Source organism: Ruegeria sp. YTSA072 (genome assembly GCF_059610285.1).
Window position 1 is genome coordinate 80,062 of record NZ_JBXWNI010000008.1, and the last position, 14,971, is coordinate 95,032.

Genomic DNA, 14,971 nt, shown 5'->3' on the forward strand with positions numbered 1-14,971 from the left:
GTTCAAAGATCATTCGGTAACGGTGACTTTTTTCATCACGTCCGGCTGGCCGATCACCGCGCCATTCTGTCCCTCACCGCGTTTGATCGCATCTACCACGTCCATGCCGCCGGTCACCTGACCAACAACCGTGTACTGGCCGTTCAGGAACGGGCCCGGCTCGAACATGATGAAGAATTGCGAGTTGGCGCTGTTGGGGTTTTGCGCCCGCGCCATGCCGACAACACCCCGGTCGAATTCGAAATCCGAAAATTCGGCCGGAAGGTCCGCACGGTCAGATCCACCGGTGCCAGCGCGGCGCATGTCGCCACCCAAACGGCCATGTTCCACGTCGCCGGTCTGCGCCATGAAGCCGTCAATCACGCGGTGAAACACCACGCCATCGTACTTGCCTTCATTGGCCAGAGCAGCGATCTGCTCAACATGTTTCGGAGCAATATCATCGAACAGGTCGATAGTGACAGTGCCATTGGCCCCCTCACCTTCGATCTCGACCTCAAGACCCGTGGCCAGCGCAGGGCTGGCCAACAAGGCAAAAGCGGCAGCCAGCTTATACATCAGCCGCCACCTTGACACTGATCATCCGATCAGGGCTCGCTGGTGGCTCGCCTCGTACGATGGCGTCCACATGCTCCATTCCGTCGATGACACGGCCATAAACAGTGTACTGGCCGTTCAGGAAGTGGTTGTCGCCGAAGTTGATGAAGAACTGCGAGTTCGCCGAATCCGGGTTCTGCGAGCGGGCCGCACCCAAAGTGCCACGATCATGAGGCAGCTTCGAGAACTCGGCCGGAACGTTCGGCAGAGACGACCCGCCGGTGCCCGCCATGCGCAGGTTGAACCCGTCTTCCATGTCGCCATGTTGCACGTCGCCGGTTTGCGCCATGAACCCGTCAATCACACGGTGGAAGGCCACGTTGTCATATTCGCCATTGCGCGCCAGTTCCTTCATGCGGGCGCTGTGCTGCGGTGCCACGTCAGGCAACAGCTCAATGACGACATTGCCGCCTTTGAGTTCGACGATGATTGTGTTTTCGGGATCCTTGATCTCGGCCATGAGGCCCTCCTGTCGTTTTATCTTGCGCAAATACCTATGCGCAGGGCGCGCGAATGCCAAGTGACGCATTGACCTGAGGGCAAAATGCAGGAAAAGAACCGCCTAAGTCACTTTCACATTTGTCGAGGATTGCGCGATGGGCTGGAAAACACTGGACGACATGGACCTGAACGGCAAACGCGTGCTGGTGCGCGTGGATATCAACGTGCCAGTGGTCGACGGGGTCGTGACCGACGCCACCCGTATTGAGCGCATCGTGCCGACCGTTAAGGACATCTTGGCCGCTGGCGGCAAGCCCATCCTGCTGGCGCATTTCGGACGCCCGGGCGGAGAGCGCCGCCAGAACCTGTCGCTGAAGCAGCTTGTTCCGACGCTGGAGACGGCCTTTGGCACCAGGGTTCGGTTTGGCGATGACTGCGTGGGGATCGAGGCGGAAACCGCTGCGGCAAACTTGGGCGCTGGCGAGGTGCTTTTACTGGAAAACACGCGCTTTCACGCTACGGAAACAAAGAACAGCCCGGAACTGGCTGCTGGCATGGCAAAGATGGGCGATGTGTACTGCAACGATGCCTTCTCGGCCGCGCACCGCGCGCATAGCTCGACCGAGGCGCTTGCCCGTCTTCTGCCCGCCTGCGCGGGCCGCCTTATGCAGCAAGAACTGAGCGCGTTGGAAGCCGCGTTAGGCGCGCCTAAACGCCCGGTCACTGCGGTTGTCGGCGGCGCCAAGGTTTCAACCAAGCTGGACCTGTTGGGCAACCTAATCGAAAAGGCGGATTACCTGATTATTGGCGGTGGCATGGCGAACACGTTCCTCGTCGCGCAAGTCGTAAACGTCGGCAAGTCACTGGCAGAAACCGCGATGAAGGACACTGCCGCCGAGATCTTGACCAAGGCTGAAACAACCGGTTGCAAGATCGTCCTGCCCCGCGACGTCGTGGTTGCCGAAAAGTTCGAGGCCCACGCCCCCAGTCAGATCCTGCCAGCCGATCAATGCCCTGAAGACGGCATGATCCTTGACGCTGGCCCCGAGACTGTAGCTGAAATCACCGCGATTTTTGAGAAGAGCCAAACCCTGATCTGGAACGGTCCGCTGGGTGCATTCGAGATCGAGCCCTTTGATGCCGCGACCAACGCAGCGGCCCTGAAAGCGGCCGAGCTGACACGGTCCGGCCAGCTTGTTTCGGTTGCAGGCGGCGGTGATACGGTCGCAGCATTGAACGCATCGGGTGCCGCAAAGGATTTCTCGTACATCTCGACGGCTGGTGGTGCGTTTCTGGAATGGATGGAAGGCAAGACCCTGCCCGGCGTTGCCGCGCTGGAACAATAACGCTCCTTTTGTCTGGTTTTCGGCGTTCATGGTACACTTTCCCTTAAATCGGGAGATCTGCCATGAAAGCCGTTGCCGTTATTGTCGTAGTACTTCTGCCGTCGGCCGCGTTCGCACAATCCCACTGTGACGGGCAAACTCAGCTCGATCTCAATTTCTGCGCCAAAGAGAGATGGGAGGTCGCGGATCAGGAGCTGAATCGCCTTTGGTCAGTGATCAAGCCAGCCGCCGATGCACGTGGCGACGGGCAAGCCCTTCTGACCGAGCAACGCGCCTGGTTGAAACGCCGTGACGGAACCTGTGATCCCGAGCTTGACAGCGATGGCAGCGCAGCACAGATGTTCTATTGGGCCTGCATGGAAGAACAAACTCTGAAACGCAATCAAGAGCTTGCAGCCCGGCAATAATGTGGTTGCCCCCAGCGCCGCACCATTGGGTAAATTTATTTCTTCACCGATCATCAAAAAGTGCGAATCAAGGGATTCACAAGCCGAATCACCTGTGACATAGTGCAGGCAGATGTCCGAAAAGGGCACGTTTAGAGGCAGACTTCATACGGCGGTAAACAGAGTGTCCCGTTCCCATCGGCCCGGTTTGGGCGCAGTTGCATTTTTCATGGTGGCTTTCACGTTAGGTGTTTATTTCACCTTTGCCGCCGTGCAAGGCGACTATGGCCTGTTCCGACGGGTCGAGATTGCAGCGGAACGGGACGCCCTGTCGCGAGATTTGGCCAAACTTGATGCCGAGATCACGGAAATGGAAAACCTGACGCGCCGCCTGTCGGACAATTATCTGGATCTGGATCTTCTGGATCAGCAGGCGCGGTCCGTGCTGGGCATGATCCGCTCGGATGAGATCGTCATCCGCTGACCCGGCGGACGGGTTTTCATCGACAAATCCATCGGTTTTTACATACCAGTCTATGTATCCAGACACACCCCGGTTGTCCCTACGCTGCGTCACATTTCTGCTCGCCAGAAAGCAGGAAATGCTTTATGAAATAGTTTAACGCTAAACTATCTTGCCGAGAGGGGGAGATCGCCAACATGGCTGCGCGAAAAACCACAAAGAAACCAAACGTTTCTGCGGAAGAACTTACCGAATATTACCGTGAAATGCTGCTGATCCGCCGATTCGAAGAAAAGGCCGGTCAGCTCTATGGCATGGGTCTGATTGGCGGTTTCTGCCACCTCTATATTGGCCAAGAGGCCGTTGTCGTTGGCCTTGAGGCTGCGACTGAAAAAGGTGACAAGCGGATTACCTCTTACCGCGACCACGGTCACATGCTGGCTTGCGGCATGGATCCGGGTGGCGTGATGGCCGAGCTGACCGGTCGCATTGGCGGTCTGTCCAAAGGCAAGGGCGGCTCGATGCACATGTTCTCGAAAGAGAAGCATTTCTATGGCGGCCACGGCATTGTTGGCGCGCAGGTTCCGCTGGGTGCGGGTCTGGCATTTGCCGACAAATACAAAGGCAACGGTCGCGTGACCTTTACCTATTTCGGTGACGGTGCAGCGAACCAGGGCCAGGTCTATGAGACCTTCAACATGGCCGCCCTTTGGGACCTGCCGGTAGTGTTCGTGATCGAGAACAACCAATACGCCATGGGTACGGCGCAGGCGCGTTCGACCTCGACCAAGGATATCTACCACCGCGGCGAAGCTTTCGGCATCCCCGGTGAGATCGTCAACGGCATGGATGTACTTGCGGTCAAAGCCGCAGGGGAAAAGGCTGTCGCGCACTGCCGTGCGGGTAAAGGCCCCTATATCCTCGAGATCAAGACCTACCGCTACCGCGGCCACTCGATGTCCGACCCGGCCAAGTACCGCACCCGCGAAGAAGTTCAGAAGGTTCGTGAGCAAAGCGATCCGATCGAACATGTGCGCGAGCTGCTGCTGACCGGTAAACACGCGACCGAGGATGATCTGAAGGCGATCGACAAAGAGATCAAAGAGATCGTCAATCAAGCCGCCGAATTCTCGAAAGAAAGCCCCGAGCCTTCCGTCGAAGAGCTCTGGACCGACATTTACGCCTGAGAGGACGACTAAGACATGGCAACCGAAATTCTCATGCCCGCCCTTTCGCCCACAATGGAAGAGGGCACATTGGCCAAGTGGCTGATCAAGGAAGGCGACACCGTATCCAGCGGCGACATCATGGCCGAGATCGAAACCGACAAGGCGACAATGGAGTTCGAAGCCGTCGATGAAGGCATCGTCGGCAAGATCCTGATCGCCGAAGGCACCGAAGGGGTAAAAGTGAACACTCCTATCGCGGTGCTGGTTGAAGAAGGCGAAGACGCCTCCGCCATTCCCGCAGCTGCACCGGCGGCGGTGGCCGAGGCGGCCCCTGCGGCAGCAGAGACCGCTGCCCCTGCTGCAACCGCACCTGCCGCGCCTAAGGTAGATCTTTCCCCGGACTGGCCAGCAGATGCGCCGATGGAACAGCAGACCGTGCGTGAAGCTTTGCGCGATGCGATGGCCGAAGAAATGCGTGGTGACGAGGACGTCTACCTGATGGGCGAAGAAGTCGCCGAGTATCAAGGCGCCTACAAAATCAGCCAGGGCATGCTGGACGAGTTCGGCAGCAAGCGCGTGATCGATACGCCAATCACCGAACACGGGTTTGCCGGTATTGCCGTCGGCTCCGCCATGGCCGGTCTGAAACCAATTGTTGAGTTCATGACATTCAACTTCGCCATGCAGGCGATTGACCAGATCATCAACTCGGCGGCCAAGACGCTCTACATGTCCGGTGGTCAGATGGGTTGTCCTATCGTGTTCCGTGGCCCCAACGGTGCCGCTGCTCGCGTCGGTGCGCAGCACAGCCAGGATTACGCTGCGTGGTATATGCAAGTGCCTGGCCTGAAAGTTGTGATGCCTTATTCGGCGGCTGACGCCAAAGGACTGTTGAAATCAGCGATCCGCGATCCCAACCCGGTCGTGTTCCTGGAAAATGAAATCCTTTACGGTCGTTCTTTTGACATGCCGCAAGTGGATGACCTGACCGTCCCGCTGGGCAAGGCACGTATCTGGCGCGAAGGTTCGGACGTGACCATCGTTAGCTTTGGCATCGGCATGCAATATGCGCTTGAGGCCGCCGACAAGCTGGCCGAGGACGGTATCAGTGCCGAGGTGATCGACCTGCGCACTATCCGGCCAATGGACACAGGCGCGATTATCAACTCGGTGATGAAGACCAACCGTCTGGTGACCGTCGAAGAAGGCTGGCCGCAAGGCTCGGTCGGCGGCTACATCTCATCCGTGGTGATGCAGGAAGCGTTCGATTACCTCGACGCGCCGGTCATCAATTGCACCGGCAAGGATGTCCCGATGCCTTACGCCGCAAATCTGGAAAAGCTGGCCCTGATCACAACCGAAGAAGTGATCGCCGCCGTCAAACAAGTGACCTACCGGTAAGGAGCGACAGACAGATGCCTACAGAAATTCTGATGCCCGCCCTGTCGCCGACCATGGAGGAAGGCACCCTTGCCAAATGGCTGGTCAAGGAAGGCGACACCGTCTCGTCCGGCGACCTGCTGGCGGAGATTGAAACCGACAAAGCCACGATGGAATTCGAGGCCGTCGACGAAGGCACAATCGGCAAGATCCTGATCCCCGAAGGCACCGAAGGGGTCAAAGTAAACACCGCGATCGCGGTGCTGCTGGAAGACGGCGAAAGCGCGGATGACATTGCCGCAGCCCCTGCCGCTGCGCCGGTGGCTGCTCCTGCTGCCGCAGCGGGCAACGAGGCTGCCGCGCCAGCGGCACCCGAGGCGCCTGCCCCTGCCCCGGCTGCTCCGGCCAAAGCGGATGGCGGTCGGATCTTCGCATCTCCGCTGGCCCGTCGTATCGCGGCCCAGAAAGGTCTGGATCTGGCGCAGATCGCTGGTTCTGGCCCACATGGGCGGATCGTGAAAGCAGATGTCGAAGGCGCAACTGCAACTGCCCCGGCTACGGCTGCCGCATCCGCACCCGCCGCTGCTGCACCGGCAGCCGCCGCAGCTCCGGCCGGTCCGTCCGCGGATGCTGTTGCCCGGATGTACGAAGGTCGCGACTACGAAGAGATCAAGCTTGACGGGATGCGCAAGACCATCGCTGCCCGCCTGTCCGAGGCCAAGCAGACGATCCCGCATTTCTACCTGCGCCGCGATATCAAGCTGGACGCGCTGCTCAAGTTCCGCAGCCAGCTGAACAAGCAGTTGGAAGGCCGCGGCGTAAAGTTGAGCGTCAACGACTTCATCATCAAGGCCGTCGCCAACGCGCTGCAACAGGTTCCCGAATGTAACGCCGTCTGGGCCGGTGACCGGGTTCTACAGCTTAAACCCTCGGACGTGGCTGTCGCGGTTGCCATCGAAGGCGGATTGTTTACTCCGGTTCTGCAGGACGCCGACACTAAATCGCTGTCCGCATTGTCGACCGAGATGAAGGACCTTGCCGGGCGTGCCCGCGAGCGTAAGTTGGCACCGCATGAATATCAGGGCGGCACATTCGCGGTCTCGAACCTTGGTATGTTCGGTATCGACAATTTCGACGCCATCGTGAACCCGCCGCATGCAGGCATCTTGGCAGTGGGAACCGGGCTGAAAAAACCGGTTGTCGGCGATGACGGTGAACTGACAGTAGCTACTGTTATGTCGGTGACAATGTCTGTCGATCACCGGGTCATTGACGGTGCGCTTGGCGCCCAGTTGCTGCAGGCCATTGTGGACAACCTGGAAAACCCGATGGTCATGCTGGCCTAAGGAAAATCAGGGTCGCGCCGATACCAGACCGGCGCGACCCAACCAGATCACAACCGTCATGTGAGCGCTTGTGATCACCGCGCGTGTTGCGCCGGTACCTACCCTCAACCACCTTGTCTGAATGAAAATCACGGACACAGGTGCCCTATGACTTCTACCTTTTCTGTAAACTGTTTGCTGGTTGCAGCCCTTGTGTTTGGTATGCCGACGGTTGCGGCGGCTAAGCCCAATACCTATCCGGGCGAACATTCCGCCTTCAGTTCTGATCCAGCCGAAACGGCTAAACGTGAAGCTGAACGCGCGAAAAGGAAAGAAGAACGAAAAAAGCGGCGTGAAGAACAGCGGCGCAAACGGTCGATCAAAAAGAACGACCGCTTGAACTGACTTGAGTTACTGGTCTTTGCCCAGCATGTGATCCATCGAGATCGAGGGTTGATCGCACCCGGCCTCTCCGACGATCTTGGCCGGTATTCCAGCCACGGTTTTGCAAGCAGGCACTTCCTGCAGCACCACCGAGCCTGCAGCAATACGACTGCAGTGGCCAACTACGATATTGCCCAGAACTTTGGCACCTGCCCCGATCAGCACCCCATCGCCAATCGTGGGGTGGCGCTGTTCTTCTTCCTTGCCGGTCCCGCCAAGGGTCACCGAATGCAACATCGAGACGTTGTCGCCAACGATCGCCGTTTCACCAATCACGATCGAATGCGCGTGGTCGATCATGATACCTTTCCCGATCTTTGCCGCGGGGTGGATATCAATCCCGAAAATCTCGGACGAGCGCATCTGAAAGAAATACGCCAGATCGTAGCGCCCCTTGCGCCACAACCAATGCCCCACGCGATAGGCTTGCATCGCCTGATACCCTTTGAAGTAAAGGATTGGTTGCAACAGGCGGTGGCAGGCCGGGTCGCGTTCGTAGACAGCCATCAAATCCGCGCGCGCAGCTTCGAGCAGTGCGGGGTCGTCGGCATAGGCTTCGTCCACGATCTCGCGCAGCACCATCATCGACATTTCGTTCGAGCACAGCTTGGCCGCAATCCGGTAGGACAGCGCCCGTTCCAGGCTGCGGTGGTGCAAGATACAGGCATGAACCAGCCCACCCATCAAAGGCTCAATCTCAACTGCCGACTGAGCTTCGGCGGTGATGCGATCCCAAACAGGGTCGACAGGGGTCACGTGGCTGCGCGTTTCGAACATGGCTTTTCATCCTTTGCTGCGCCTAGAATGCCATTTAGTTGTAAAATCACCAAACGCAAACCCGTGATCTGCAGGGCAACGAAAATGAATGAAACCCAGTTGGAGGATTTCGAAGCCCGTATCCGCGCGCGATTGGACGAATTGGCCGCGCATTCTGCGCTTGGAACCGAGGCACAGGCAGTTGTTGAACTGGACCAACAGGCAGTCGGGCGGCTCAGCCGGATGGACGCCCTGCAAAATCAGGCCATGGCCAAGGCTCAGCAAGCGAATCGGGATATCGAAACACGCCGATTGTCAGTGGCCCTGACCCGGATCAAAGATGGTGAATTCGGGTATTGCGAGGATTGCGGCGAAGAGATTCCGGTTGGTCGTCTGAACCTTGATCCAGCGGCCAGCAAGTGCGTCAGCTGCGCATCCGGGTAACGCGGAATTGAACCAGGCATCGCAGAACCATCTCAAAACACTGGCAATATTGCAAATCGTCAAAGCTTGGCTCGTTGGCCAATGGCCGGGTTCGGGCCACTGTCATCAATGAGCCATTACCAAACAGCGGGTGTAGCCGGCCTGTATGGCCGACATAGATGTCGGCCAGTTCAGCTTCGTTGATCATTCTGGTGCACAGGCGTTCCCGGTCGGAAGACGGCGCGTTTAGCAATACCCGCGCCGCGGCACTTACATCGCCATGAAGAACAGGACGCATGCTTGCCTTACCCCACCAGAAGACGCGCGGCGGGACCCGGCCCGTAGCTGGCTGAGATCTGTGCCACATCAACCTCGTAAGTGCCGGTTACGCCATCGGCGGCTTTCATCGTTGATGGGTATGTCCAGCGCGGCTCTGACGTAACCTGTTCGCGTATTGCTGACCCGTTGATCCTGATTTTCACCAGATAGGATTCAGTCTCTTCCCCCAACGGCACGTCAAATCCATCCCAGCCATCGCCGTCCAGCCGGGTTCGACGGATCCACGAAATTTCGTCACCCGCTCCGATTTTTGCCGATTTGACATGCACCGGAGCATATGGCCGAAGTCCGTTGCCGTCGAAGGCGTGAATCTGGTGGAGGAAAGAAGGATCGTCATAGGCACGCGTTCCCGGCCCAATGCGATAATGTTTCGCCACCCGCCTTTCAGACCGCAACAGCCCGGTTTGGAAAACTCTTTCATCCAACAAGACAAAAGTTGAACCTTCAGGCCAGGTGTCAGGCATGACACTGTCCGTCCCCAATTGCCCGCGCAGGCGCCCTGATAGGGCATAGGTCCCCTGACCCACAAGTTCGGCGCTGGCGAACTGGAACAGTTCCCAGTTGCCGGGCGTCCCGTCCCCAATTGCGGCCAGATTGGCACCATTCAACAAAGCGTCGCGCGGGCGCGATTCCAGCAAGCCATCGACCAGCCTGATACGCAGCGGCGCACCGTCGTCCCAAACCCCGACGCTGGCGCGCCGCAGAGGCGATTGAGTAAACCCGATGACGGCCTGGGCCGAGATAACCTCTTGCAAGGTATAATCCTCATCATTCACGGCCGAAAATACTACGGCGCTTCCGGGCCAGGGGTCGGCGGACACAGCCAGGTTAGGCGCATGCGGCACCTCTGAGCCGGTTATCAGCGGCAGATCCATGAACACCGGCAGAACCGAAACCGGGGCGACAAAGGGCTTGGTCGAGACTATGTCATCAGGCAGGTCAGACGGCGCGTATATTCCTGGTTCGATCCGAACGGCATCTGCCAATTGCATCTCGGCTTGCTCCAGTCGGTCGATCCTGAAGCGCGCACCCTGCCCGCCCTCATCCAGGCTAACAACGTCTCCCGCGCCGATGTGCCCCAACGAAGGCGGCAGCGCAAAGCGCACGGTTTCGCGGGACACCCGCGCCTCGCTTAGCCATCGTTCCGCCGTCTGGCGACCTTCGGCACGTGTCATGGACAGTGGCATCTCGTTGACGGACACCGAATGGGTCCGCGTGTCGGGCAGAACGGCCTCTTCCGCGACGATGTCATGATCCCCATCCGATTGAACAAAGCGCAAGCGCACCCGGCCCGTCATTTCAGCCTCTGCCTCGCGGCGATGTTCGATACCGGCCTCAATATCAGAGCTGAGCGCCAGATGCTCCTGATCCAGCATAATGGAGCGTTGCCCATTGCGCATCCGAAACCGCAATACGCCATCCCGCTCGATCGCATCGAAACCATAGCGAAGCATCAACGGCTGCAAGGCGGATCGCGCGTCCGAGACCTGTTCGATGCCATAGCCGCGCACCACACCATAAAGGCGCGACGTGTCGATGTCGGTCACGCCAGCCCCATGACAAATCTCGGTGACCACTGACGCCAGCGTGCGCGACCCCGACCGCCCGTTCAGCCAATGCCCCCGCGCGTAATTCTCACCATCACTCCATTGGCTTTGCAGGTTCGGGAAGGTTGGAAATGGCCGCGCATCCCAGGCCCAGACATAAGCATTGGACAGATCAATCATGCGGCCGCCGTAAGTATTGGAAACCGGGTTATTTTTTGCCTCGGACCAATAGCCCAAAATCGCCTTGAGATATTGCACCTGAATGAAATCATCCCGCAGACCGTTGGAATAGCGCGGCAGCTTGGATTCCGAGGATTTCGGGTCCAGAAACTTGTTCGGCTGATTGGTACCTTTGTCGATGGCCGCACAACCCAGTTCCGTGAACCAGATCGGCTTGGACCCAGGCACCCACGCGGTCCGATTGGCTTGACGCACGCCGCCGATCCGTTCGTGATGCGGTTGCGACCACCAGTTGCGTATATCCTTGTATCGCCAGATCCAGGCCTCATCATGCGCCTGATCTTCGATCGCAGACCGGATCTGCGCTTTGGATTCCTCGGTCGAGGCGTAGTACCAGTCGTACCCTTCCCCACCTTCAACATTGCCGCGCAGGTAGTCCAGATCATAGATCGCATCTACGCCCGCTTTGGCGTCGGCGTGATCTTCTCCGTCCCGCCAATCGGACAGCGGCATGTAATTGTCGATACCAACGAAGTCGATATTGTCATCGGCCCAAAGCGGATCCAGATGAAAGTACCGGTCGCTGCCAGCATCGACGGGTTTGTAACCGAAATACTCGCTCCAGTCGGCCGCGTAGCCGATTTTGGTTTTCGGCCCGAGGATTTTGCGCACTTCAGCCGCGAGGATTTGCATCTGCGTCACTGCAGGAAACCCGGTCGCGCCCCTGATTTGCGTCAGGCCGCGCATCTCAGATGCGATGCAGAACGACGCCACACCACCGGCTACCTTGCAGAGCGCCGCATAGTGCAAAATGAAGCGGAACAAACCCCATTCTTGCGGGCCGGTATAGGTGACGGTGCCATCGGCGACGACAAAGTCACCAGCGCGGGCCTGGCCAAAGAACTGCGCAACCTGCGCGTCAGCCCCGGCTGTCTTATCCGGGGATCCGTTGCGGCCTGGTGCCTCGCTCAGCGTGATCCGCCCTCGCCAAGGCAGGTGCGGTTGATCGGTGGCATCAGACCACGGATCCGGCAGGCCATTGCCGCGCAATTGGTCCATCAAGATGAAGGGATAGAACATCACCCGCTTGCCGGATGTGTTCAGATGCCGGATCACCTCGACCACGGACGCATCCGCAGGTGTCGCCCCATAAACTGGTCGATCATTTTCGATCTGAACAACCTGTGCAGCAGCTCGGGATACGCCTGATACGCTCCACGGCATGTTCTCGCCATCAAACTCTTTGTGCAGGACCTTTGGCTGCACCTTGCACTGACCGCACCGCAGATCGTCGCCAAACCACGACACGACAAGCGACACCGCTTCGCAGGCGGGTAATTCAGCATTCAGCGCGTGAGTTGAGGTGATCAGATCGGAAACGCCCGAAGCCGAATGCACGTTCGCAGCCCAGCTTTGCCCCTGCCCTTTGGAATAATTCACCTGCCTGCTGGCCAGAGAATATTCGCCCGTACCCGGGATCATCGCCACGCCGCGCACGATCTGGGATACAGCACCGAGTGTGTCGGGCAGCCCCGGCTGTTCCTGTCGGACAACCTCAAAGGAAAACTGCGGGACGCGGTTGCCGAATGCAGCAAGCTGTAGGTCCTCGATCACCACATATGCGGTTCCCCGGTACGCAGGGACCTGTCCGGTGCCCTCGACCGCCTCGATCAACGGGTCAGGCAATTGATTGTCGGTGCCCTTGTACAGGCGCATATTCAGCCCGGCGCGCTCAAGCTCTTCACCATCGGCCCAGATACGCGAGATGTCAGAGATCTGCCCAGCGCCCACCGAAATCGCCAGCGAGATCGAATAGCTGTAGGTATGCGTGGTCGTGGTTGTTGTGGCCGAACTTGGCCGCCGCGACCCTTTCCCGCCCCGCGTGGATTGGGTTGTCGTGCTGGTGCTGCGGGTTTCCAGAAAGTCCGATGCCCATATGATCTGCCCGCCAACACGCATACGGCCGAACACGGTAGTGACCGAAGCCCCCTCTCCGGTTTCGGTCAGGCGGAAACGATCCAGACGCCCGGTTTCGACAACCTCGCTGCCGCCACCCATCACAGATTGACTCATTAACCGCTGGTCGATGACCCGCCCCAACGTTGCGCCGACAGCCCGGCCAATAATTGCCGTGGAAAGACCTGCGACAGTGCCACCGATCGAGCCGCCAAGAGCAGCGCCTGCTGCGGAAAGTACAATCGTTGCCATTTACTTGACCTCCAGCGGGAATGCGAAACAGGCGACAACCCGGCGACCCCAAGGGTCGCTAAGGGCGTTTTCCACAACGCCGTGCCCGGAATATGCGTGAATGAACCGCGGGACCGCGCCGGTTTCGCTGACAACACCCACATGTTTGGCGACGCCGCCATCGCGCATGCGGAACAGCAATACGTCGCCTGCTGCCAGTTCCGAGGGTCGCTTTGATGTCAAATTCCGGCGGGCCGCATCCCACATGCGTTCATCCCCCTGCGGCTCTGACCAGTCCATGCTGTAGCTCGGCACAGACTCCGGCTCAGCTCCGTACAGCGCGCGCCAGATTCCGCGTAGCAATCCCAAACAATCCGCCCCCGCGCCCCTGACGGACGCCTGATGCACATACGGCGTGCCTAGCCATCGGCGCGCTTCTGCAACTATGTCCTGCCGGTCTATTGTCATCGTCTGCTGCCCCCTTTGTTCGGTTTGTCTTTCTTGGGAACAGCCATCACCCAGTCCTCGCCCGGCAAGTCCGGAAAACCTTGAAAATTGATGAGGTTGTTGAATTTACTTCGACAGGTTTCCATGCGTTTGTCGCATCCGGCGGTCAGCCGGGCGCGATCACCGACTGTCAGCCCTCCACTGATCCCCGTCCATAAGGTGACATATCGCCCCCCCGGAATACGCTCATCCAGTTTCACCGACGCCCAAAGACCCGAGGCCGTGCCGGAAATCACATCCAGACGGCCACGTTCGAACCATCCCATATCCGGCGCGTCCGCACCTTTCAGTTGAAGCACACTGCCTGCCGACAGGCTGACAATCTCCGCCTCTGCCTGAAAACCGGGCGCTGCCATGTTGAATCGGCAAGCGCCGTCGCCCAGCACTGCGGTGCAGGGTTTTTGGTAAATCCGCCCCAAGGGCCGGTTCAGCAGATCCGTCAGCCCTCGCAGTTCAGCATGAAACGCCCCGCCGCCGCGACGCATTTCCCCAATCGAGCCACGAAACTGCAACACCCTTTGTTCGGGGTTCGCCCAGTTCACCCGCCAGGCTCGGACCTGAGCACCGTCGAACCGCCCGGCTTCGATGTCTTCTTCCCTGATTGCCGCATCAGACAGCGCACCCATCGCCTCGGAGTTGTCAATCGAAAGGCCTGTCGCCTGTTCGATCGCTGCCGCGGTCAGGCCACTGCTTGCCTTGAAGACCAGCCCGTCAAAGCGCAGCTCCATATCATGATCGGTAAACCCATAGACCTGCCCATCCGTGCGCGTGATGGCCCAGCATCGACAGGTTGTCGTCATCCCGCTTTGCAGGTGCTCCTGCAACCCCTGTGCATTACCGCCCATCAGACCCGCACCTCGACCACCGGAACGTTGGGCACGTCGCCTGCCTGAAAGCTGGCCACGCTGGTCTGGATCTTGTCGGTGTCAAAACGAACGGGCACGTCAAACTCGAACCCCGCCGTAATCTCGACGTCTTGCGGTGGCGCGTTCGTAAACGTGACCCGGCCCCGCGCCAGATCTACCTCGAAATCCACGCCTTCGCGCATTTCGTCCTGCTCAAGGCCAAGTTTGACGGTCCCTAGAACTGGTTTGAGGATCGGACGGACGTATTTGAACCCGCCAGAGTTGTAGGTTTTCAACAACTGGAACTCGGTCGTCTTTCCGTCGCCGCGTGCAATAACCTGATCGGCATTGTCTACCTCAGCCGTTGCTGCGCCAGACTTGAAGTCAGACCAATCCTTCCACCGAAATCCGAACATCTGCCCCTGCCGCGCCTCGAAGAACGAAATCAGCGCTTCGATATCGTCAAGCGAGCGCATCCCGAGCCCGGCATCATAGCGTCGCCTCGAATGGGCCCAGGGCGTGTTGCGTTCTTCAAACCCGTTGGCCAGTGTCACGATATCTGTGCGCCGCTCGGGGCCGCCAACCGAACCAAAGCTCAAGCTAGCGGGAAATCTAACCTCATGGAAATTCATGGCC

Annotated in this window: 16 protein-coding genes; 8 read left to right on the forward strand and 8 right to left on the reverse strand. The window is 58.9% G+C overall.

Translation table 11 applies throughout. The features are described from left to right. Window positions 1-9 precede the first annotated feature (9 nt). Window positions 10-558 carry a peptidylprolyl isomerase gene (locus AC2FIB_RS14515; protein ID WP_496735835.1) on the reverse strand — a complete coding sequence of 183 codons (549 nt, stop codon included), beginning with the start codon at window positions 556-558 and terminating at the stop codon, window positions 10-12. Beyond that, entirely contained in the window at window positions 551-1,057 is a 507-nt protein-coding gene (locus AC2FIB_RS14520) for a peptidylprolyl isomerase (RefSeq protein WP_108860369.1), read from the reverse strand. Before AC2FIB_RS14520 ends, AC2FIB_RS14515 begins: the two co-directional genes overlap by 8 nt. A gap of 136 nt (window positions 1,058-1,193) precedes the next feature. Here AC2FIB_RS14520 and AC2FIB_RS14525 point away from each other — a divergent pair, with 136 nt between their 5' ends. From AC2FIB_RS14525 to AC2FIB_RS14555, 7 genes are all read left to right on the forward strand, one after another. Continuing rightward, window positions 1,194-2,384, forward strand: coding sequence for a phosphoglycerate kinase (locus AC2FIB_RS14525; protein WP_496735836.1), 1,191 nt, complete (start codon window positions 1,194-1,196; stop codon window positions 2,382-2,384). 62 nt (window positions 2,385-2,446) lie between these two features. Then, window positions 2,447-2,791 (forward strand): lysozyme inhibitor LprI family protein, encoded by a 345-nt coding sequence (locus AC2FIB_RS14530; RefSeq protein ID WP_282169360.1) that lies wholly within the window; start codon window positions 2,447-2,449, stop codon window positions 2,789-2,791. A gap of 163 nt (window positions 2,792-2,954) precedes the next feature. After that, window positions 2,955-3,254, forward strand: a complete 300-nt coding sequence (locus tag AC2FIB_RS14535) for an FtsB family cell division protein (RefSeq protein ID WP_058273997.1) — start codon at window positions 2,955-2,957, stop codon at window positions 3,252-3,254. Between the two features lie 176 nt (window positions 3,255-3,430). Then, complete coding sequence (gene pdhA, locus AC2FIB_RS14540; protein ID WP_496842298.1) at window positions 3,431-4,420, forward strand: pyruvate dehydrogenase (acetyl-transferring) E1 component subunit alpha; 990 nt, start codon at window positions 3,431-3,433, stop codon at window positions 4,418-4,420. A gap of 15 nt (window positions 4,421-4,435) precedes the next feature. Then, a complete protein-coding gene (locus tag AC2FIB_RS14545) occupies window positions 4,436-5,803 on the forward strand; it encodes a pyruvate dehydrogenase complex E1 component subunit beta (protein WP_496735838.1) in 1,368 nt (455 codons plus the stop codon). A gap of 14 nt (window positions 5,804-5,817) precedes the next feature. Then, on the forward strand, window positions 5,818-7,128 hold the full coding sequence (locus AC2FIB_RS14550) for a pyruvate dehydrogenase complex dihydrolipoamide acetyltransferase (protein WP_496735840.1): 1,311 nt from the start codon (window positions 5,818-5,820) through the stop codon (window positions 7,126-7,128). Window positions 7,129-7,275: 147 nt separating this feature from the next. Continuing rightward, the gene (locus tag AC2FIB_RS14555) at window positions 7,276-7,512 is read left to right on the forward strand and encodes a hypothetical protein (protein ID WP_058277512.1); all 237 of its coding nucleotides are present in this window, start codon (window positions 7,276-7,278) and stop codon (window positions 7,510-7,512) included. A 6-nt stretch (window positions 7,513-7,518) separates the two neighbouring features. Here the strand turns inward: AC2FIB_RS14555 and cysE are convergent, their stop codons facing one another. Continuing rightward, window positions 7,519-8,328, reverse strand: a complete 810-nt coding sequence (cysE, locus tag AC2FIB_RS14560) for a serine O-acetyltransferase (RefSeq protein WP_058277511.1) — start codon at window positions 8,326-8,328, stop codon at window positions 7,519-7,521. An 84-nt stretch (window positions 8,329-8,412) separates the two neighbouring features. On the opposite strand from cysE, the gene AC2FIB_RS14565 reads away from it, so the two are divergent. After that, window positions 8,413-8,751: a TraR/DksA family transcriptional regulator gene (locus AC2FIB_RS14565; RefSeq protein WP_108860362.1), complete on the forward strand. Its 339-nt coding sequence runs from the start codon at window positions 8,413-8,415 to the stop codon at window positions 8,749-8,751. Here AC2FIB_RS14565 and AC2FIB_RS14570 read toward each other — a convergent pair. The 5 genes from AC2FIB_RS14570 to AC2FIB_RS14590 are packed head-to-tail and all read right to left on the reverse strand — an operon-like array spanning window position 8,732 to window position 14,967. After that, the gene (locus AC2FIB_RS14570) at window positions 8,732-9,028 is read right to left on the reverse strand and encodes a DUF7742 family protein (RefSeq protein WP_496842299.1); all 297 of its coding nucleotides are present in this window, start codon (window positions 9,026-9,028) and stop codon (window positions 8,732-8,734) included. The two genes, AC2FIB_RS14565 and AC2FIB_RS14570, sit on opposite strands and share 20 nt — an antisense overlap. Window positions 9,029-9,035: 7 nt before the next feature. After that, on the reverse strand, window positions 9,036-13,004 hold the full coding sequence (locus AC2FIB_RS14575) for a baseplate multidomain protein megatron (protein WP_496735844.1): 3,969 nt from the start codon (window positions 13,002-13,004) through the stop codon (window positions 9,036-9,038). Continuing rightward, on the reverse strand, window positions 13,005-13,451 hold the full coding sequence (locus AC2FIB_RS14580; RefSeq protein WP_496735846.1) for an NlpC/P60 family protein: 447 nt from the start codon (window positions 13,449-13,451) through the stop codon (window positions 13,005-13,007). Next, window positions 13,448-14,335 carry a phage/gene transfer agent baseplate hub protein gene (locus AC2FIB_RS14585; protein WP_496735848.1) on the reverse strand — a complete coding sequence of 296 codons (888 nt, stop codon included), beginning with the start codon at window positions 14,333-14,335 and terminating at the stop codon, window positions 13,448-13,450. Before AC2FIB_RS14585 ends, AC2FIB_RS14580 begins: the two co-directional genes overlap by 4 nt. Then, window positions 14,335-14,967 carry a phage distal tail protein, Rcc01695 family gene (locus tag AC2FIB_RS14590; protein ID WP_496735850.1) on the reverse strand — a complete coding sequence of 211 codons (633 nt, stop codon included), beginning with the start codon at window positions 14,965-14,967 and terminating at the stop codon, window positions 14,335-14,337. The genes AC2FIB_RS14585 and AC2FIB_RS14590 overlap by 1 nt, the downstream gene beginning before the upstream one ends. Window positions 14,968-14,971: the final 4 nt, after the last annotated feature.